Source organism: Paenibacillus sp. HJGM_3 (assembly GCF_045062745.1).
GTDB lineage: Bacteria > Bacillota > Bacilli > Paenibacillales > NBRC-103111 > Paenibacillus_AA.
Genome location: NZ_JBJGED010000025.1, coordinates 87,459 through 107,230 on the forward strand (window position 1 = coordinate 87,459; position 19,772 = coordinate 107,230).

Below are 19,772 nucleotides of genomic sequence, written 5' to 3' on the forward strand. Positions count from 1 at the left end.
GTGCACCAAAACCCACCTCCAGTATAACCGGAGATGGGCTCGTTCAACATAGAGGTCAAGCTTCTTCGTTCACCAGCACCCGCTTCCCCCGCAGCTTCAGCAACAGAGGGATCGTCAGCCACAGCAGGCCGATGATCAGGAACGCGAGCGACACCGGCTTCTGCAGGAAAATCATGAAATCGCCGTTCGAGATCGTGAGCGCGCGGCGCATGTTGTTTTCCAGCATCGGACCGAGGATGAGCCCGAGCACGAGCGGAGCAAGCGGGAAATCATTCTTGGATAGGAAGTAGCCGGCTACGCCGCAGCCCATCATGAGCAGCAGATCGAACGTCGAGAACTGGACGGCATACACCCCGAAGACCGAGAAAGCGACGATCAACGGGATCAAATATTTGGTCGGCGTCTCGATGACCTTGGCGAACAACCGCACGAGCGGCATGTTCAGAATCAAGAGCATCAGGTTGCCGACGAACATGCTGGCGATGACGCCCCACGCGAGCTGCGGGTGGTCCTGGAACAGGAGCGGACCCGGCTGCACGTTGTACATGATGAAGGCGCCCATCATAATCGCCGTCGTGCCCGAGGACGGTATCCCGAGCGTGAGCAGCGGGATCATAGCGCCGCCGGAGGCGGCGTTGTTCGCGGACTCCGGCGCGGCGACGCCTTCGATCGCGCCCTTGCCGAACTTCTCGGGGTTGCGGCTCAGCTTCTTCTCCATGATATAGGAGAAGAACGAGGCCAGAATGGCGCCGGCGCCCGGGAGCAGCCCGATGAAGAAGCCGAGCACGGATCCCCGCGCGATCGGGGCGGCGCTGTCCTTCAAGTCCTGCTTCGTCGGCGTAATGCGGCTGATCTTGGCAATCTCGCCTTCGTTCGACTCCCGCTCCAGAATCGTCTTGAACACTTCGCCGAGCGCGAACATCCCGACGGCGACGGTCAGGAACTCGAAGCCCTGGTACAGCTCCGGGATGTCGTACGTGAACCGGGCGACCCCCGACACGTTGTCGATGCCCACGGTGGCGAGCAAGAGCCCGCTCGCGACCATGATCAGCGACTTCACCATCGACTTCCCGGCGAGTCCGCTGATCGCGAACAGCCCGAGCACCATAAGCGAGAAGTATTCCGCCGGCCCGAATTTGATCGCGACCGCCGAGAGCGGCGTCGCGAGGAAGATCAGGCCGAGCAGCGCCACGATGCCGGCCGCGAACGAACCGATGGCCGCGATCGACAGCGCCGCCCCGGCTCTGCCCTGCTTCGCCATCTGGTAGCCGTCGAGCGTCGTCACGACGGACGAGGATTCGCCCGGCGTGTTGAGCAGAATCGAAGTCGTCGACCCGCCGTACATGGCGCCGTAATAGACGCCGGCGAGCAGGATGATCGAGCTGGTCGCCGCTTCCTCCGGACCGAGCCCGGACGTCATCGTCGCGGTAATCGGAATCAGCAGCGCAACCCCGCTCATAGGGCCGATGCCCGGCAGCACGCCTACGACCGTGCCGATCAACACACCTAGGAAGACGAACACGATATTATGCCATTGGGCCGCAGTGGCCAGTCCATGCAGCAAGTAATCGATTGTGCCCATTGCATATCCCTCCTACGATAAGCCGAGCCATGCGGGGAAGCTTGGCAGCGTCCCGTCCATGACATGGACGAATAGATAGTAAACCCCGAATGAGAATCCCCCGGAGATGACGAGCGATACCCACACTTTCCCCTGCTGCATCGTCTGGAACCCGATAAACAGGAACAAGAACGTACAGATGACATAGCCGATCTCCTCCAGGAAGTACGCATATAGCACGGCCGCGGCGAAAATAATGCCGAACCGCTTGTAATCGAGCTTCTCTTTCGGCTTGCCGGTCTCGGGCTGCTTGTAGCGGAACGTCTCATAGATCAGGCGAAGGCTGAGCAGCGTGAGGAACAGGCCGAGGATGAACGGAAAAATATTGGGGCCGACGTTGCTGCCGTACGCGCTGGACGAGATGCTCCGGCTCTCGATCATGAACAGCGCCCCGACCGCCAGAAACACGACGCCGGCGTAACGGTCGAACGTTTTATTCAAAGCGGGTCCCTCCTTTTGATGCACGAAGGGAGAAGAACGACTCTTCTCCCCCTTCGGCCGTACGATTTATTTTTGCATGCCGAGCGCCGTCAGCATGTCTTTGATCAGCGTTTCTTGCTGGCCCAGGTACGTTTTGAAATCGTCGCCTTTCTTGAAATCGCTCTCCCAATTGTTCGCCTGCAGCTCTTTCTTCCACGCATCGCTGTCGGACAGCTTCTTCAGCGTATCCTCCCAATATTTCTTGGCGTCCGCGCTCATTTCCTTAGGTCCGAAGATGCCGCGCCAGATGAGGAATTCCGCATCGACGCCCTGCTCCTTCATCGTCGGCACGTCCTTCATGGACCCGCCGAGCCGCTGGGGAGCCGCTACCGCGAGCACTTTGATCTTGCCGGCCTTCAAGTATTGGTCGAGCGAAGACGCATCGGTACCAAGTACGTCAGCATTGCCGCCGAGCAGCGCGGTCATCGCTTCGCCGCCGCCGTCGTAGGAGACGTATTTGATTTTCTTCGGATCGACGCCGAACTTGAACGCCGGGAGAATCGAGACCAGGTGGTCCATCGAGCCCGGTGCCGAGCCGCCTGCGATCGTCAGCTTCGTCGGATCGGCCTTCAGGTCGTTCAGCAGCGACTTCAAGTCATTGTATTTGGAATTCGCCGGTACCGCGATCGCCCCGAAATCCTTGGTCAGCTGCGCGAGCGGCGTCGTATCCTTGTAGCCGTAAGGCGTGTTGCCTTCCTTCTTCAGGTTGTTGATCAGAATCGGCGGCGAGCTGACGAACAGCTTGTAATTGTCCTTCACGTCCTTTGTCGAGTACTCCGCCATGAACACCGTTCCGCCGCCGCCCGGCTTATTCTCGACCGTGATCGGCTTGTCGACGAGCTTCGTATCCCCAAGCGTCTTGGCGATCGCCCGCGCGGTCAAGTCCCAACCGCCGCCGGCTCCGGACGGAGCGACGATGCTGAGAGGCTTCTCCGGATACTTGGACGCCGCTTGCGTCGCAGCCGGTTCCTTGCTAGGCGCCGCTGTCCCCGACGCGGCAGGCTTGCTCCCGCCGCCGCTGGCGCAGGCCGCCAGACTGGCCGCCAGGAGACCGGCCACCGCGGCTTTCCAACTATGCTTTACCATGTTCTTCATCATCTAGATACCCTCCCCATTGATTCGTTGTCCCTTTTTGCCCAATCACTCGACCGGGTGAAACCGTTTTATGAAAGCGCTTTATTGTTTCGCATGAACATCATACCACGGGCTTTCCGATTTCCGATCCTTAACGCAATAATGTGCAATAAGCTCATTGTGCGCATTTTGCTCATATTGTTCACGGCTGGCCCCCGGGACTTACTTAGCGAAACTCGCGCGGCGTTCTACGCGCAACCCCGGTGCGCAAAGCGGCTTGAATGACCGCCTGCCGGATGCGGCGCACGACCTCTTGGTTGAACACGCTCGGGATCACATAGTGCTTGTTGCGCTCCTCGTCGGAGATGACCGAAGCGATCGCTTGCGCAGCGGCCAGTTTCATCTCTTCGTTGATGGTCGAAGCCTGGCAATCGAGAGCGGCCCGGAACATGCCGGGGAAGCAGAGCACGTTGTTGATCTGATTCGGAAAATCCGAACGCCCGGTGGCGATTACAGCCGCAATGTCCTCGATCTCGTCGGGATGGATCTCCGGCGTCGGATTGGCCATGACGAACACGATCGGCCGCTCCGCCATGCGCAGGACATCGTCGCGCTTCAGGATGCCGCCGGCCGAGAGGCCGATGAACACGTCCGCGTCTGCGAGCGCGCCGGACAAGGAACCGTCGTAGCGATTCGGATTCGTATGGCGGGCGTACCAGTCCCACATCGGATTGGCGTACTGGCGATCCGCCGTGATCGCGCCTTCGCGGTCTATGCCGATCACTTCTTTCACCCCGGCCGCCAGCAATATTTTCGTACAGGCGATTCCCGCCGCACCGATGCCGCACACGACCACTTTGACCTGACCGATCGATTTCCCGACCACCCGGAGCGCATTGATCAGGCCCGCGTACAGCACGACCGCCGTTCCGTGCTGGTCGTCGTGAAAGACGGGGATGTCGAGCTCCCGGCGCAGCCGGTCCTCGATCTCGAAGCAGCGCGGCGAGGAAATGTCCTCCAGGTTGATGCCGCCGAACGCGGGAGCCATATGCTTGATCGTCTCCACGATCGCGTCCGTGTCCTGCGTATTCAGGCAGATCGGGAACGCGTCCACCTCGGCGAACTGCTTGAACAGCATCGCCTTGCCTTCCATAACAGGCATGGCCGCTTCCGGCCCGATGTTGCCGAGCCCCAGCACCGCGCTGCCATCCGAGACGACCGCTACCGTATTGCGCTTGATCGTCAGCTTGAACGCATTCTCCGGATGCTCATGGATCGCCATGCACACCCTCGCGACGTCCGGCGTGTACACGCGGGACAAGTCGTCGCGGTTCTGGATCGGCACCTTCGGCTTCATCTCGATCTTGCCCCCCAAGTGAAGCAGGAACGTACGGTCCGACGCATGGAGCAGCTTCACTCCGGGCACCTCACGGATCGCGCGGAGAATGGAGTCGGTGTGGGCCTGCTCGGCTGCGGTCACCGTAATATCGCGGACAGACCCTTCCGGTCCGGTCTGAATGACGTCGATGGCGATTACGTCGCCGCCGTTCTCGGTAATGACGGTGATGAGCTGGCCGAAGTGAACTCGCTCCGCCTGCAGCTCCAGCCGGACGATCATGCTTTTGCCGCCGATGCTATTTTTCATTGTGGCTACACCCCTTGCGCTCTAGTTAGCTTGCCTCAGAAGTATAGCCGGAAGCGTTTTCAGCCGGCTACATTGTGTTCATTTGTTCCATAAGTTCGATAAGCGTACGTTTCGTTCATAAATTTCACGGGCGCCCGGCCTGCGGTTCCCCGTGTCGGCGGGCTTCCGTGTGCTATAATGTCCCTCATCCAGTGCTAGACTGCGAGAGAAGGGGATGATCCGGTTGCTAAACATTGTCATTGCCATTGTGCTCGGATTCCAAATCATGCTGAATCTAACCCGCCCGATCATTCCGCTCTTCGGCGCCGGTCTCGGGGCCGGTACGATGGAGATCGGAATGCTGACTGCGGCGTACGCCCTGCTGCCGCTTCTGTTCGCCATCCATGTCGGCAAAATCGCGGACAGGGTGGGCGACCGGCTGCCGGTCGTGCTGGGGACGATAGGGATGACCGTCGGAGTAGCGCTGCCGTTCGCACTGCCCTCGATGTGGGCGCTGTTCGTCTCGCAAGCGGTCGTGGGCATCTCCCACATCTTCATCAACATCTCGCTGCAGAACGTGCTCGGCAACGCCGCCGCCCCGCACAACCGCGACCATTACTTCAGCATGCTGAGCATGTCGGTCGCGATAGGCGGGGTGATAGGGCCCGTGGCGGGCGGTTATCTTGCGGACCACTTCTCCTATTCGTTCGTGTTCATGGCCGCCGCGGCGGTGGGGCTGCTGCCGATCGCGCTGGCCTTCCGGATTCCGAACATCGTCATGCGCAAGGCAACTGCGGGAGCCGCTGGCACGTCCGACACGTCCGGCGCGTCCGCGTCAGCCGGCCGCGAATCGCCGCTGCAGCTGCTGCGCATCCCGATGCTGCGCAAGGCGCTCGCTTCGAGTGCGCTCGTGTTGTACTCCCGCGACATCTTCGTCGCGTACTTCCCGTTGCTCGCGCTGCAGCTGGGCTTGTCCGCCTCCGCGATCGGCTGGATCATTACGATCCAGGGAATCGCGATGGTGTCCGTTCGCTTCTTCCTGTCCCGTCTGACGGCGCTCGTCGGCCGCAGCCGCATCCTGCTGCTGTCGATCCTGCTCGCGGGCCTCGCCTTCCTGTTCGTGCCGCTCACCGGCCAAGAGCTGGCGCTCGGGCTGCTGAGCGCGCTGATGGGTGCCGGGCTCGGCTTCGGCCAGCCGCTGTCGATGACGACGACGTACAACGCGTCGCCCTCCACGCGCACCGGCGAGGTGCTCGGTCTGCGCATGGCGACGAATCGGCTGTCACAGATGATTGCGCCGCTATTCTTCGGACTCGTCGGCTCGTGGGCGGGCCTCGCGTCCGTCTTCTACATTAGCGGCACCTTCCTGATCGGCGGGGCGATTCTGACCCGGCCCGGACGCGGGGACGATGCCGTTTCGCTTGCGAAGTAATCCGATACAGAGCAGAATAACCGGGATGATAAGATAAAACGTAAGCGTCTCGAAGGGACTGGCGATCACGAAGTGATGCGCCTGGCTCGGCAGGTTGGGGGCGGCCCACAACCCGAACAAGGTGATCAGGAAGCCAAATGGCAAGGCTAGCGGTTTGTATTCCGACAAATTCAACAATTGGGCCGTACCCAGCGCGATCACGTAGTGGTACAACCCCAATTTGATGAACGTCCCTCCCATCCAGATGACCATGACGATCGCCTCGAGATTTTCAAAAAATTCCGCGTAGGAAATGTAGCGGGAAGCGCTCATGACCGGATATACGAAATGGCCCGTTATGTTGCCGAACAGCATAAGCGTAGCCAGATTGGTGATGAACAAGGTCACCATCACGGCGACGACGGAGAACATGCCCCCCTTCAAGCCCTTCCTCCGGTCTTTCAAATAGGGGAACAAAGCGAATATGAGGATGAAGATCAAATTCCAACTCAGCGGACCGACCGCGCCGCGAAGCACGGGCCCGATTCCATTCTCCATGAAGGGAAGCATATTCCCCGCATCCAGTTCCGGGATGAGCAGCAGGACGAGGATGAGCCAGAGCAAGAACAGGACCGGGACGAACATCTCCCCCAGTCTCCCCAATACTTCCAAGCCCGCCCTTACGACGAAAGCGCTGGCCAGAGCGAGACACGCCATGACCATGAGGATGGGCGTCTTGCCGAGAAACGTCCCGACCATGAAGTCGGCGTACTGCCTGACAGTATGTCCGGCCGCAAAGAGGAAGTAAAACACATAGAAGAAGCCAAGCACTTTGCCCGGAATTTTGCCCAAAATGTGCTGGCTGTACTCAAACAGCGTCTCCGCGGGATAAAGCTTATGCAATCGATATACGACGGCAACAACAAGGAACCCTGTAAGCGAACCAATGATCGGCGACAGCCACATATCCTGCTTGGCATGCTTGTACGTAATGCCGGGTATGATCAGGATCGCGGTAGCCACAATATTCGCATAGACGAGAAAGGACATTTGGGTGGCCGAAATTTTACCTTTTTCAATCATCGGGGAACTCCTTCCTTCTCGTTTTCATTCCTTATTCCAGCTTCTTTCCCAACGGCTTGAAGATCGTATCGAACAGCTGGGTAGGACCGGGCATTTCCGGAAAAAACACCAGCAGCACCGCGAGCAGCCAGCCTATGGCCGCTAGGCAGATCATCGCCGCTTTTTCCTTTTTCTGATCCCGCTTCAGCTTGGGCCATTCGAACAAAATCATAAAGACCGCAACGACCGTAACCCCTAGCACGGCGAACGTTTTCAACGCTGCTTCACCTCCTCCTCCGGCAGCCCTTGCGGCGGTCCGGATAAGCCCGGCCGGCGGATGTTGGCTTTGACCTCGAACGCCACTTCGACTGCAGGGAACCGTTCCTCCCAATTCGGTTTGACCGACTTCCACGGCTGAGGGTATTTGCGGTGAAATTGCTCGGCGAACCCGAAAATATCGGCGTGCATTTCTTTCTGCACCAATTGCACCGTTCGGGCCATCAAATGTTCAATGTCCTCCTCCAGCTTCTTTTGGAGCTTGAGCACGATTTCCGGATTCATCAGGTTCAGATCGCTTCCGTTTACGATCACATCGGCAGTCGTTGACGCTTTCACGGTCACCTTCCATTTCCCGTCCTCCACCCTGGGGATGAGCTCGGTATCGGCCCGAAGAATTCTGCTGGAGATATACCCTTCTCCCTTTTCCGGCTCGATCGTGATATTCGCTTCCTTAATCTCGTCCCGGATCCATAGCAGCCCACGGGTCAAGTTATCGTTGATCGATCCGATCATTTTATCTTTTTTGAAAATCGCGGTCTGGTGGATATAGGCAATCGTTTCTTTCCACTTCTTACCCGGCTCGGGAGTAAGCTTCTTAACCATCGGCATCGATGCCCCTTGGCCGTCCCCGCTCACCATCTGCAGCAGCTCCTTCAAGGTTACGCTCTTCAGCACTTCCGAGACGGCCATCTCCCGGAGCACTTCGGACGAGGCACGCTCGAGCGGAGGCAGCAGCACGAGGATATCCTTGGCCGTGCCGTTGGCCACGAACATGTAGGACCGCAACCGGGGCTGAGAATGCCGGGTCAAGAAATCGAGCTGTTCCCGAATGCCGTTTTTAGCCATCGCTTCCCCGAATACAACGACTTTCGTTTGCCCCCAGAATACCCGGCGCGGAATTTTTTGCTGCAAATCCGAGATGGCGTCGGCAATCGTTCTTCCGACCCCGCTCCTTATGAACGTTTGAGCATTGCCGCTGCTGCTGCCGCCGCCTGGATTGCCCGCTCCGCCTATCGCTCTAGGAATATGCATCTCCGCGGTCAGTTCGATGTTCTTCTCGTTGATTTGATCGATCCCGAGTCCGGTCACGAGGGCTACGTCATTGATTTCAATGCGGTCCCAACAGCCGGCAAGAACCGAGCTCTGCATTGCGAACAGCAGGGTGAGCAGCAGCTTTTTCATCCTATAGCCAAACCCCCTTGTCACTAGGAATTAGTCGTCTCCCTTCGCCGGATTCGGCTTCTGACCCGGTGCCTGCCGATGCGGGTTGGAAGCTCCGGTCAGATGCGGTCGAGTATCCATCATCCATAAGGGAGCCCGCACCATGATGTCTTTCATATCCCTGAATTTCATCGGCGCCATCGGGGACATATAAGGCACGCCGAAGGAACGCAAGGAGCATAGGTGAATCAGGATAAAAATCATACCCAGGATGACGCCCATCAAGCCGAGCGAGCCTGCCAGCATGATGATGGGAAAACGCAGCATCCGCAGCGCGATTCCCGCGGAATATCGGGGGATGGTGAAGGAAGCGATCCCTGTGATCGCGACCACCATGACCATCGGAGCGGACACTATGCCCGCTTGAACGGCCGCCTGGCCGATGACGAGTGCCCCGACTATGCTCACAGCGGCCCCGATCTGCTTAGGCAGCCGAATCCCGGCCTCCCTAAGCGCTTCGAACGTAATTTCCATAATCAGCGCCTCTACCAGCGCCGGGAATGGTACGTGCTCCCGGGAGGAAGCGACGCTGAGCAGCAGGGTGGTCGGCAGCATCTCATGATGAAACGTCGAGATGGCCACATAGAGCGAAGGAAGCAACAGCGAGATCATCACGAATAAATAACGGAGCCACCGGATGGCGGTGCCGATCAGGAAGCGCTGAAAATAATCTTCGCTCGATTGAAGCAAGGAGAAAAACGTGGTCGGCGCGATCAAGACGAAGGGGGTCCCGTCGACCAGTACGATCACTTTGCCTTCCAACAGACTCGAAACGGCGATATCCGGACGTTCGGTATCCATAATCTGCGGAAACGGGGAATAGGGGCTGTCTTCAATCATCCCTTCGATATATCCGCTCTCCAGGACTCCGTCTATATCGATCCGTTTCAATCGTTTGCTCAGTTCTTCGATCAAGACCGGATCCGCAATTCCTTCCATGTAGGCCACCGTCATATCCGTTTGGGTATAGCGGCCGACGCTCATGTGGATCAGTTTCAACTGGGGACTTCGAATTTTTCTCCGCAGCATCGAAGTATTCACACCCAGCGATTCCGTAAACCCCTCGCGCGATCCCCGGACGACGTTCTCGGAGGACGGCTCTTGTACGGCTCGCTTGTCCCATTTGGAAAGTCCGAAGGCATAGCCGATGGGCTCGTTCTCGATCAGAATGACCGGGTTGCCGATGGAGAGCTGCGTGATGCAATCCGCTAAGGCTTGAACCTTATCCGCTTTGGTTACCGCTATAGTCTTCTCCACCAACTCGAGCACGGTCTGGAATTTCGCCGCTCTCTCGTCCATCAGGGGAGTCAGGATGCTAGCGTCCACTTCTTCCTTATTGCATAGCCCTTCGATATAAAGGAGAAACGCTTTCTTTTCTTCGCCGATGAAGAAAGGACGGAAGACGACGTCGGAGCAATTGGCGTAGATCGCCCGAAGCGCATCGACATTCTCGTTCAAATCCGAAGAAAGCGGAACATGACTCAACTCCGCCTTTTGCTCGCTGCCTCTAAATGGGGTTAAAGTCCGCTTCTTGCGAGAAAACATGCGGGTTCCTTCCTTCTCGACCATGCCGTATCGCTTGTATGGTTATGGTTAGATTAACCAACACTTGGACCGTCCATTCAGTTGCGGCCACATAAAGAAAACCTCTGAAGCTTCTGCTTCAGAGGTCGATAAACGTGGCGTTCTTTTCTATTTTTTCTACCACGTGATCCAAGGCTTCGAGCCCGGGACCTCCCGCAGCATCTCGATGATCGGCACCGTGTAAGCGAACAGGATGAGCACGACGACGAGGCCGACCCACACTTTCCAGTTTTCCAGGATCGCCGGTGTCTTCTGCGCATCCTCGGCCACCTCCGCCAGCTGGAACTGCTCCTCGCCCGATGCATCCTTCTCGGCGAAAAACGCCAGCTCCAGAATGATGTACAGGATGAGCAGGATGCCGACGAACAGCACGCCCCCGCCGATACCGAGCAGCCGGTTGAACGGAATCCACGACAACGCCGTCGCATGATCGTTATAAGTCGCGAACGCGGTCCGTCGCGGGGCTCCGAGCAGCCCTTCGATGTGCATCGAACCCGACATGAGGAACATGCCGGCAACCCAGATCCACGTCTGCGCCATGCCGAGCTTGTTGATCGTCGCCGTCAGCTTGCGCCCGCTGAGCAGCGGCACGAGCCAGTAGATGAGCCCGAAGAACGTGAGCGCCACGCTCGACGCTACCGTCAGATGGAAGTGGCCGGTCACCCACAGCGTGTTGTGCACGACCTGGTCCATCTGGTTGCTCGCATTGACGACCCCGCCGGCGCCGGCCGGGATGAAGATGACCATGCCCATGAACGGGGCGAAGAAGCGGACGTCCTTCCACGGCAGCTTGCGGAACCAGCCAAACATGCCCTTCGCGCCTTTGGCCCGGCCGCTCAGCTCGAGCATCGCGAACAGCGAGAACGCCGTCATGAGCGAGGGTACGATAACCATGAACGTGAGTACGACTTGGACGAACTTCCAGGCCGACGAGATGCCCGGCTCCGTCAGCTGATGGTGGAAGCCGACCGGGATCGAGAATAGCAAGAGCAGGATGAACGACAGTCGCGCCAGGGCATCGCTGAACACTTTGCCCCCGATGAGCTTCGGAATGACGACATACCAGCAAATGTAAGTCGGCAGCAGCCAAAAGTAAACGAGCGGATGGCCGAAGTACCAGAACAGCGAGCGCGACAGCATGACGTTGACCGTCGGCACCCAGCCCATCGACCAGGGGAGCAGGAGCAGGAGCACTTCCGCTGCGACGCCGAGTGTCGCGATGAGCCACAACGTCATCGTGACGATCGCCATGAATAGGAACAGCGGGGACAGCTTGCCCGGATTGGCCCGCCGCCAGCTGCGGTATTGGGCGAACAAGGCGAAGCCGCTGATCCAGCTGCCGACGACCACGAGCGTCAAGCCGATGTAGAATAACGGAGATGCCTTGAGCGGCGCGTAAAAGGTGTACAGCACCGACGCTTGGCCGAGCAAGATCATGATGACGGTGAGTATCGTGCCGCCGGCCATGAGGCCGAAGCCCCACCACCCGGCTTTTCGCACGCCGTGACGCATCGCGCCTCCCGTTGTATACGCCGCTCCCGCATACAGGAATCCGACGATGAAGAACGTTGTGAATACGAGCGCCATTAGTACCCCATGTGCGGTTAGCAGCTGGTAGTAACCGACGCCCCATGGGAGCTTGAAGTTGCCGCCCTTCACCATGCCTTGCAGCAGTCCGGCAAAGCCGCCCAGCGCCAGCGCGCCGAACGCGAACAAAATATGAGTCAGCGCCAGGAGCGAATCCCGGCGATCGAGCTTAACTTGAGTATCCATCCATTACCGCCTCCGCTAGAAAAGGGTCACACCACGGTGATCGTGGTCGCCATGAATTCGTGGCCGCTGCCGCAATATTCGTTGCACAGAATCAAATACGTTCCCGGCTTCGTGAACTTATGCGTAATATGGTTGACTTCGCCCGGGACGACCATCGCGTTGACGTTTGTGCCTACGATCTGGAAGCCATGTACCACATCGGGGCTCGTGATCGAGAAATGCACCGTCGCTCCGACCGGGACCTTCATCTCGTTAGGCAAATAGGAAAAGATTTTCCCGACCATAATCGCCTCGTACTCGAGGTTGCCGATCTGGCGAATCCCCGGTTCGTTGAACGGCGCGATCTTCTCGACCTTCTCCGGGTCTACCTGTACGCTGTGATGTCCCGGCGGCTCCGCCCCCATCGCGAAGGCGCCAACCCCCAGCACCAGCAAAAAGACGACGAGCATGGTCATCCCGAACGTTAGCCATATTTTCTCGTACTTGTGGAAATGCATCGTTCATTCCTCCCCATGATGATGAAACGTATTAACTGCGGAGCGCATAGATGGCGAACACGCCGCCCCAGATGGCGATGATCACCGCGCCGAGCAGCAGGACGGACGCCAAGGTTCCTCTCAGCTGGCTATCGGGCGCTTGCTCGGATTCATGTTGTCGGGTCATACCGTTGCCTCCCCTTCTAGACTTGCATCGTTTGGATGGCTTCATCGTAGCATCGGCCATATGGGAGGGGCTGTGATATTAATCACACTTGCGGTATCCCGGGCAGCGTTATGGGTCAGGATTCACAGATTTGCCTCAACCCGGCTTTCCGGCCTTCTCCTCATATCCCGGGCGCTGCTTTTCTGTTATAGTGGAACTAATAAGGCATTTCTTTCTCAGAGAAGAAAGCGTTTTCAATTTCGTTCTGAAGAAAGGAGCACGCATTCATGCTGCGACGACCGACCTTGTGGGAACGACTCTCTTTCAAAAAAAAGCTGATGCTCTTCTCGCTGTTGTTCAGTCTGATTCCTGTGCTGCTGCTAGGCTCCGCGGCCTCCTTCCTAGCCTCGACGAGCATTCAGTCTGAAGTGAACGCCAAGCATGAGCTTGCCCTTCGCCAAATCTCGGACCAGGTGGATTCCGTCCTGAAGCGGATGGAGTACTTGTCGATCCAGATTGCGAATGACGTGACGATCGAGAAGTCGGTTCGGCTGGGCATTACGATGGATCAGCTGAACGCGCTGGAAGCTACTCTCGAGATGCTGGAGACGATCGCCAAATACCGGAGCTACTCGGATGTACTGTTCCATGTGTTCCTCGTGTACAACCGCTACGATATGGTCTATTCGAACCGGCTCGGGCTGTTGAAGCCGAATGAGTTTCCCTATGGAGGCTTGATGCAAGGAGGGAAGATTCAATCGACGGGTGCGCGTATCCTTCCTCCGAATACGTATCCGAATCAACGCAACCTGCTGATCGTCCGACCGATCGGCCAATCGGGCACCGACGGCACGCTTGTGATGGAAGTCGACATGTCCAGCGTCTATACGATGCTGCGGGGCGTGGATCTGGGCAACGGCAGCAAGGTGCAGGTCGTGAACAGCGATGGCCGGATCGTCCTGAGTCAGAACGAGGCCGAGATCGGGACGCCGCTGCCGGTCACCCTGTCCAAGCGGCTGCAGACCGCCGGCTCGCCCTACACGACGACGCTGACACTGGACGAAGAGTCCGTACACCTGTCATCGCACCGGTCTGCATTCAACGACTGGTCGTATTTGATCTTGACGCCTAGCGCCAACTTGACCGTGAAATCGCAGCAAATCCGCAATTTGACGTGGCTGCTGGCCGCTTGCGTCGCGCTGCTCTGGGCGATCATCGCCCTGTTCGCCTCGCACCGGCTGTACGTGCCGATCCAGACGCTGCTGAAGCGGCTGCCGATGCTTCAGAAGCCTACGGCGGGCGGCCTCGCCGAGCTCGATCAGTTCATGCAGCACATGCTCGAGGCGAATGACCGGCTCGCCGACGAGCTGAGGCAGAAGATGCCGGCGCTCCGCGAGAATTTGCTGCTGCAGCTGCTCCGCGGCGATGTGACCGAGGCGGAATTCGGGAACCAGAGCAAGCGGTACGGCCTCTCGCTGCCCGGTCCCGCATATACGGTGTGCGTGTTCGAGATCGATCATCTCGCCCATTACATGAAGCGCTCCGAGGACAAGGACCGTTCGCTCATGATGGTGTCGATGTCGCTGCTCATCGCCGAGCTCGGCGGCCAGTCGCCCGCGGTGAGTTCGTGCGTGACCGTGAATCCGCGGACGGGGCAGACCGTCCTGCTCTTGTCGTCCGCCGAGCGCGACGAGTCCGGCATGCAGACGGCGAAGCATCTGTGCGGTCTGATCCGGCACCAGATCAAGGAGCTGTTCCCGTTCACCGTGACCGCGGTCGTGAGCCGCCCCTGCTACCAGCTGAGCGGCATCCGCGAGGCGTACCAGGAGGCGCTCGATCTGCTGCCTTACCGGCTGCTGCTTGGCCGCGACATTACCGTGACGTCAGCGGCGTCCGAGCAGCTGATCGCCGTCCATCAATCGACGCGAACGCTGGTGAAGCGTCAGAAGGCTATCGTGAAACTGCTCGCCGAAGGCAGCACCGACTCGGCGATCGCCGAGTTCCACGGCCTGCTGCAGGAGCTGCCGCAGATCGCCCCGGCAGCCAAATCCGTCCTCGGCCTGTTCACGAACCTGCTGGCCGAGATCGACCATGGCCTCGAGCCGCTCGGGCTAGACTTGTCCGATCTGCTCAGCCTGAAGGCGTACACCCGCATCAACGAGGCGGAGTCGCTCGACGAAGTGCGGGACTGGTTCCTGAACGAGTTCTTCCCCGCGTTCCGCAACCGGTTCGAGTCGCTGCACGTCTCGCCTCAGACGAAGACCGTGCAGCAGGTGCTCGATTACATCCACGAGTCGGCCGAGCAGGAGCTGAGCCTGCAGGAGGCGGCCCGGATGTTCCGCCTCTCGCCGTCCCAGCTCAGCCGGATGTTCAAGGAGGCGATGGGCTTGAACTTCATCGACTACGTGATCGAGCACCGGATGTCGCGCGCGAAGGAATGGCTCGCGCATTCCGACATGCCGATCAAGGATATCGCCGAGCGGCTGCAGTATACGAACACGCAGAACTTCTCGCGTGCGTTCAAGCAGTGCACCGGCAAATCGCCGGGCCAGTACCGCGATTGGTCCCGCGGGGCCATCGAGCCGGCGATGCATGATGCGCAGTAGCGGGGGCGCGGCGCTGCTGGGAGTGCGTAGGCCCGGCCGACTTGGGGTCGGGCTTAATCCCGCCATCTGCCTCGGTTCCGACCAGTAGCACGACTTTTCCGGCTTAATCCCGCCTTCGGTCTTGCTTCCCTACCAGTAACCCCGGTTTTCCGGCTTATTCCCGCAACCGTCCCGCTTCCCGGCCAGTAACACGATTTTTCCGCCTTATTCCAGCCGTCCGCCTCGTTTCCGATCAGTAACACGATTTTTCCGCCTTATTCTCGCCAACCACCTCTCTTCCCGGCCAGTAACACGATTTTTTCGCCTTATTCCCGCCACCCAGTTTCTGCGCTCCAAAGTGATTTTTCTACTTTACATCACCGCCATCGGCCTTTCCCCGCGCTCCAAGGTAATTTTTCTACTCTACAGCACCTCCACCGCCCAACTTCCATGCTCCAAAGTAATTTTTCTACTTTACAGCATCGCCAGCCGCCTCTTCCCACGCTCCAAAGTAATTTTTCTACTCTGCAGCACGGCCACCGCCTAACTTCCACGCTCCAAAGGAACTTTTTTACTCTATAGCACCGCCATCCGCCTCACCCCCAACTCGCGCAAATACGCGTAAAATCAACGTTTCTCCCCCTTGTATCCGTATTTGCCGAGGAAGATCATCGTTTGCAGACCCACCCGGAAAAATGGATTGTTTACCCGGAAAACCCGCTCCCTATATGATTACGGTACACCAAACCACAGAGGGGGCCCCTATAATGACACCGCTTACACATTCAGCGCATACAAACGCCAGCGGCTCGTCTGCGGCGAAGCATCCGGCCGAGCAACACCCGCACCCCGCGCAGACGCTCGGGCAGCCGCAATCGCACAAGCCGCTGCGGCCCCGCAGCCAGTCAATCGGCCGCAAGCTGTGGAACAGCCGGTACATGTACGCCTTCGTCCTGCCGGGCACGATCTTCTTCATCCTGTACAAATATATCCCGCTGCTCGGCTCGGTCATCGCGTTCCAAGACTACAGCCCGTTCCAGGGCTTCCTGCACAGCGATTGGATCGGGTTCGCGCATTTCCGCCGCATCTTCGAAAACCCGGAAGTCGTGCAGGTGCTGATCAACACGCTCACGCTTTCCTTGCTGCAGATCGCGTTCGCTTTCCCGGTGCCGATCGTCCTCGCGCTTCTGCTCAATGAGGTGCGCAGCGAATGGTTCAAACGCGTCCTGCAATCGTTCATCTACCTCCCGCACTTCCTGTCGTGGGTCGTCGTCATCGGGATCGTGACGATCTTCCTGCGCAGCGACGGGGTCGTGAACGCCTTCACCGCCCAGGTATTCGGCTGGGAGTCGGTCCAGTTCCTCCAGCTGCCCTGGCTGTTCAAGCCGCTGCTCGTGCTGGAGATCATCTGGAAGGAGTCCGGCTGGGGCACGATCGTCTTCCTCGCCGCGCTGGCGGGCGTGAACCCGGAGCTGTATGAAGCCGCCATCGTCGACGGCGCGGGCCGCTGGCGCCGCGTCTGGCACATCACGCTGCCGGCCATCCGCAGCACGATCGTTATCCTGCTCATCCTGCGCCTGGGAACGGTGCTCGACAACGGCTTCGAGCAAATCTTCCTTATGCTGAACCCGTACGTCGAAGAAGTCGGCAACGTGCTGGACACGTACGTGTACTACAAGGGCATCCTGCAGTCGGACTTCAGCTTCGCCACCGCGGTCGGCCTGTTCAAGTCGGTTGTCGGGCTCGTGCTCGTCGTCACCGCGAACCGGCTCGCCAAGCGTTTCGGCGAAGAAGGCATCTACTAACAATACCCCACGCGGAATGGAGGCCAACCCGATGCTGCACAGAACTTGGCTCGACCGGCTGGCGGACGGCATCATCATCCTGGTGCTCGCCCTGTTCGCCATCGCCATGTTTATCCCGTTCCTGTACATTTTCTCGGTGTCGTTCACATCGATGGAAGAATACCTGCGCCGCACGTTCATCCTATGGCCGGAGCGGTGGGTCACGAGCGCCTACTCCTACATTCTCGCGAACAACAAGTTCGTCAAATCCGTCGGCGTCACCGCCTACATCACCGTCCTCGGCACCTTGCTGAACCTGGCGTTCACATCTACGATGGCGTATGGGCTGTCGCGACGATTTTATGGACAAAAGCTGTTCTTGTTCATGGTACTCTTCACGTTCCTGTTCAGCGCGGGCATCATCCCGACGTACCTGATCGTGAAAGCGACCGGCCTGCTCAACACCGTATGGGCGCTCATCATTCCGGTGCTCATCAGCCCTTGGAACCTGATCGTGTTCTCGCAGTTTTTCAAAAGCATTCCGGAGGAGCTGAACGAAGCCGCCCTCATCGACGGCGCGAATCCGTTCACGGTGTTCTGGCGCATCATCCTGCCGCTCTCCAAGCCGGCGCTCGCCACCTTCGGCCTGTTCTACGCCGTATCGCACTGGAACGCCTACTTTTCCGGCATCCTGTACCTTAGCAACCCGAAGCTGTGGCCGATCCAAGTGCTGCTGCGCCAAATTGTCGTCGTGAATGACACGAGCTCCCTCAGCGTGACCGAGCAAGTGCTGACCGACCCGCCCCCGGCCGAAACGATCCAGATGGCCGCGATTCTGCTGGCGACCGTCCCGATCTTGATCGTATATCCGTTTCTGCAAAAACATTTCGCCAAGGGGGTGATGATCGGTTCCGTAAAAGGGTGACCGCCGCCGAACGTTTATGGTACAACGAATGGCATCAAGGGGGCCCGTTTCGCGGCAAACGGGGACTGTTAGATCTGCCCAAAACCATTGGAGGTGCGAAACGAATGAAGAAAAGCTTGAAGACGATCCATGTAGCTCTGGCAATAGCGCTCACGGGCGCGATCATCGCGGCCTGCTCGAAGGACGGCTCTACCCCGACCGACACCGGCAAACCGAAAGCGAGCGAACCCGGGACCAAGACCGAGAACAAAGCGTACGACATCAGCTTCCTGAACTTCGCTTACACCATTTTTCCCGATCCGAACGGCAAGGGCGTCGAAGCGATCAAGCAAAAGTTCAACGCCAACATCAAATCGCAATTCATCCTGCAGTCCGACTATAACGAAAAGCTCAACGTCATCATGGCGTCCGGCGATATGCCCGACGTCGTGGCGATCAAGGATATGGACTCGAACTATTTCAAATGGGCGAAGCAAGGCGCGTTCCTGCCGCTCGACGATTACCTGAACCAATACGAATCGTTCAAGCTCGTGCCGAAGGCGATTTACGACCAGTTCCGCGTGAACGGCAAAATCTACAGCATCCCGATGTACGCCCCGACCTACACGTTCTCGGGCACGATCCGCCAAGACTGGCTTGACAAGCTTGGGCTCAAAATGCCGACGAACTACAAGGAGCTGCTCGAGGTCGCCATCGCTTTCACGAAGAATGATCCGGACGGCAACGGCAAAAACGACACGTACGGCTTCACGCTTGGCGAGAACATTTCCCCTTCGCACAACATGGGCGCCTGGTGGTCGACGAACTGGTACCACAAGGACTCGGCGGGCAACTACATCCCCGGCTTGATCGGCCCGGGCCGCAAGGAAGTGATCGAGACGCTGGCGAATGCGTACAAAGAAGGCGCGGTGACGAAGGACTTCGCCGTGCTGAACTGGGCGCAGACGAACAAGGAGTTCTACTCCGGGAAGTCCGGCATCTTCATCGGCACGCCGACCGGGATGGTGGAGGAATATTACACCGGGCTGCTGAAGGTCAATCCGACGGCGAAGGTCGCCCCGATCCCGTTCTTCATCCAGCCGGACGGCAAGCAGGGCAATCCGAACGGCCGCGGTTTCTTCGGCCTGTCGACGCTGTCGGCGAAGCTGAAGAGCGAGCCGGACAAGGTGAAGCGCATCCTCGACATCATGGACTACGGCCGGAAGTTCATTCCGCTCAAGGACCGCAACCCGCAGAACGAGCAATACAACTGGATTATGGGCGGCGTCGGCGTCGGCTACGATATGGTGAACGGCTCCGCGGTGCCTAAGGCCGGGCAGGAATCGAGCACGCCGATCCAATACATGCTGCAGCGGCATGAGTTCTGGAAGCCATGGGCGCCGAGCAACGAAGCGAACGAGTTCTCCAAGGCTTCCTACACGTCGCCGGAGATGCAGGCGTTCATCGCCACGATCGAGGACATGGAGAAGAAGTACAACAAGGATCCGTTCAACGATCCTTCGTTCACGGTCATCTCGGAGACCCAGGCGCAGAAGGGTGCGGAGCTGGACAAATACCTCATCGGCGAGCAGACGAAAATGATCTCCGGCCAACGGCCGATCTCGGACTGGGATAAGATGGTGCAGGAATGGAAGGATCGCGGCGGCGCGCAAATCATCAAGGAGATTAACGACGGCCTGAAGGCGAACGGTACGGTGAAATAAGACG

The 19,772-nt window shown here is 58.6% G+C and carries 15 protein-coding genes and 1 pseudogene; 5 read left to right on the plus strand and 11 right to left on the minus strand.

Going from position 1 to position 19,772, the window contains the following annotated elements; all coding sequences use genetic code 11:
- Nucleotides 1-55: 55 nt before the first annotated feature.
- The 4 genes from ACI5FR_RS24545 to ACI5FR_RS24560 form a co-directional block, all read right to left on the minus strand.
- Nucleotides 56-1,582, minus strand: a complete 1,527-nt coding sequence (locus ACI5FR_RS24545) for a tripartite tricarboxylate transporter permease (RefSeq protein WP_405459286.1) — start codon at nucleotides 1,580-1,582, stop codon at nucleotides 56-58.
- Nucleotides 1,583-1,594: 12 nt separating this feature from the next.
- Nucleotides 1,595-2,062 (minus strand): tripartite tricarboxylate transporter TctB family protein, encoded by a 468-nt coding sequence (locus ACI5FR_RS24550; RefSeq protein WP_405459288.1) that lies wholly within the window; start codon nucleotides 2,060-2,062, stop codon nucleotides 1,595-1,597.
- 66 nt (nucleotides 2,063-2,128) lie between these two features.
- Nucleotides 2,129-3,199, minus strand: a complete 1,071-nt coding sequence (locus tag ACI5FR_RS24555) for a Bug family tripartite tricarboxylate transporter substrate binding protein (RefSeq protein WP_405459290.1) — start codon at nucleotides 3,197-3,199, stop codon at nucleotides 2,129-2,131.
- A gap of 202 nt (nucleotides 3,200-3,401) precedes the next feature.
- A complete protein-coding gene (locus ACI5FR_RS24560; RefSeq protein WP_405459291.1) occupies nucleotides 3,402-4,820 on the minus strand; it encodes an NAD-dependent malic enzyme in 1,419 nt (472 codons plus the stop codon).
- Nucleotides 4,821-5,043: 223 nt separating this feature from the next.
- On the opposite strand from ACI5FR_RS24560, the gene ACI5FR_RS24565 reads away from it, so the two are divergent.
- Nucleotides 5,044-6,231, plus strand: coding sequence for an MFS transporter (locus ACI5FR_RS24565; RefSeq protein ID WP_405459294.1), 1,188 nt, complete (start codon nucleotides 5,044-5,046; stop codon nucleotides 6,229-6,231).
- Between the two features lie 39 nt (nucleotides 6,232-6,270).
- Here ACI5FR_RS24565 and ACI5FR_RS24570 read toward each other — a convergent pair.
- The 7 genes and pseudogenes from ACI5FR_RS24570 to ACI5FR_RS24600 all read right to left on the minus strand — a co-directional run.
- Nucleotides 6,271-7,293 (minus strand): annotated as a pseudogene (locus ACI5FR_RS24570) (GerAB/ArcD/ProY family transporter); the annotation flags it as partial.
- Nucleotides 7,294-7,324: 31 nt separating this feature from the next.
- Nucleotides 7,325-7,549: a hypothetical protein gene (locus ACI5FR_RS24575; protein WP_405459295.1), complete on the minus strand. Its 225-nt coding sequence runs from the start codon at nucleotides 7,547-7,549 to the stop codon at nucleotides 7,325-7,327.
- Nucleotides 7,546-8,733, minus strand: a complete 1,188-nt coding sequence (locus ACI5FR_RS24580; protein WP_405459298.1) for a Ger(x)C family spore germination protein — start codon at nucleotides 8,731-8,733, stop codon at nucleotides 7,546-7,548. Before ACI5FR_RS24580 ends, ACI5FR_RS24575 begins: the two co-directional genes overlap by 4 nt.
- Before the next feature lie 30 nt (nucleotides 8,734-8,763).
- Nucleotides 8,764-10,317 carry a spore germination protein gene (locus ACI5FR_RS24585; protein ID WP_405459300.1) on the minus strand — a complete coding sequence of 518 codons (1,554 nt, stop codon included), beginning with the start codon at nucleotides 10,315-10,317 and terminating at the stop codon, nucleotides 8,764-8,766.
- 156 nt (nucleotides 10,318-10,473) lie between these two features.
- Nucleotides 10,474-12,129 carry a b(o/a)3-type cytochrome-c oxidase subunit 1 gene (locus tag ACI5FR_RS24590; RefSeq protein WP_405459302.1) on the minus strand — a complete coding sequence of 552 codons (1,656 nt, stop codon included), beginning with the start codon at nucleotides 12,127-12,129 and terminating at the stop codon, nucleotides 10,474-10,476.
- Nucleotides 12,130-12,155: 26 nt separating this feature from the next.
- On the minus strand, nucleotides 12,156-12,626 hold the full coding sequence (locus ACI5FR_RS24595) for a cytochrome c oxidase subunit II (RefSeq protein ID WP_405459303.1): 471 nt from the start codon (nucleotides 12,624-12,626) through the stop codon (nucleotides 12,156-12,158).
- Nucleotides 12,627-12,657: 31 nt separating this feature from the next.
- Entirely contained in the window at nucleotides 12,658-12,792 is a 135-nt protein-coding gene (locus ACI5FR_RS24600) for a cytochrome c oxidase subunit 2A (RefSeq protein WP_405459305.1), read from the minus strand.
- A 266-nt stretch (nucleotides 12,793-13,058) separates the two neighbouring features.
- Between ACI5FR_RS24600 and ACI5FR_RS24605 the strand changes: the two genes are divergently transcribed.
- The 4 genes from ACI5FR_RS24605 to ACI5FR_RS24620 all read left to right on the plus strand — a co-directional run bounded on the left by ACI5FR_RS24605 (nucleotide 13,059) and on the right by ACI5FR_RS24620 (nucleotide 19,768).
- Nucleotides 13,059-15,377, plus strand: coding sequence for a helix-turn-helix domain-containing protein (locus ACI5FR_RS24605; RefSeq protein WP_405459308.1), 2,319 nt, complete (start codon nucleotides 13,059-13,061; stop codon nucleotides 15,375-15,377).
- A 917-nt stretch (nucleotides 15,378-16,294) separates the two neighbouring features.
- Entirely contained in the window at nucleotides 16,295-17,161 is an 867-nt protein-coding gene (locus ACI5FR_RS24610; protein WP_405459341.1) for an ABC transporter permease, read from the plus strand.
- Nucleotides 17,162-17,192: 31 nt separating this feature from the next.
- A complete protein-coding gene (locus ACI5FR_RS24615; RefSeq protein ID WP_405459309.1) occupies nucleotides 17,193-18,065 on the plus strand; it encodes a carbohydrate ABC transporter permease in 873 nt (290 codons plus the stop codon).
- Between the two features lie 104 nt (nucleotides 18,066-18,169).
- A complete protein-coding gene (locus tag ACI5FR_RS24620; protein WP_405459310.1) occupies nucleotides 18,170-19,768 on the plus strand; it encodes an extracellular solute-binding protein in 1,599 nt (532 codons plus the stop codon).
- Nucleotides 19,769-19,772: the final 4 nt, after the last annotated feature.

What these genes read in the sequence shown, in the direction of transcription:
- ACI5FR_RS24545 (WP_405459286.1), bottom strand. Translation starts at nt 1,582, where the DNA reads ATGGGCACAATCGATTACTTGCTGCATGGACTGGCCACTGCGGCCCAA.
- ACI5FR_RS24555 (WP_405459290.1), bottom strand. Translation starts at nt 3,199, where the DNA reads ATGATGAAGAACATGGTAAAGCATAGTTGGAAAGCCGCGGTGGCCGGT.
- ACI5FR_RS24560 (WP_405459291.1), bottom strand. Translation starts at nt 4,820, where the DNA reads ATGAAAAATAGCATCGGCGGCAAAAGCATGATCGTCCGGCTGGAGCTG.
- ACI5FR_RS24580 (WP_405459298.1), bottom strand. Translation starts at nt 8,733, where the DNA reads ATGAAAAAGCTGCTGCTCACCCTGCTGTTCGCAATGCAGAGCTCGGTT.
- ACI5FR_RS24585 (WP_405459300.1), bottom strand. Translation starts at nt 10,317, where the DNA reads ATGTTTTCTCGCAAGAAGCGGACTTTAACCCCATTTAGAGGCAGCGAG.
- ACI5FR_RS24590 (WP_405459302.1), bottom strand. Translation starts at nt 12,129, where the DNA reads ATGGATACTCAAGTTAAGCTCGATCGCCGGGATTCGCTCCTGGCGCTG.
- ACI5FR_RS24595 (WP_405459303.1), bottom strand. Translation starts at nt 12,626, where the DNA reads ATGCATTTCCACAAGTACGAGAAAATATGGCTAACGTTCGGGATGACC.
- ACI5FR_RS24600 (WP_405459305.1), bottom strand. Translation starts at nt 12,792, where the DNA reads ATGACCCGACAACATGAATCCGAGCAAGCGCCCGATAGCCAGCTGAGA.
- ACI5FR_RS24605 (WP_405459308.1), top strand. Translation starts at nt 13,059, where the DNA reads ATGCTGCGACGACCGACCTTGTGGGAACGACTCTCTTTCAAAAAAAAG.
- ACI5FR_RS24610 (WP_405459341.1), top strand. Translation starts at nt 16,295, where the DNA reads ATGTACGCCTTCGTCCTGCCGGGCACGATCTTCTTCATCCTGTACAAA.
- ACI5FR_RS24615 (WP_405459309.1), top strand. Translation starts at nt 17,193, where the DNA reads ATGCTGCACAGAACTTGGCTCGACCGGCTGGCGGACGGCATCATCATC.
- ACI5FR_RS24620 (WP_405459310.1), top strand. Translation starts at nt 18,170, where the DNA reads ATGAAGAAAAGCTTGAAGACGATCCATGTAGCTCTGGCAATAGCGCTC.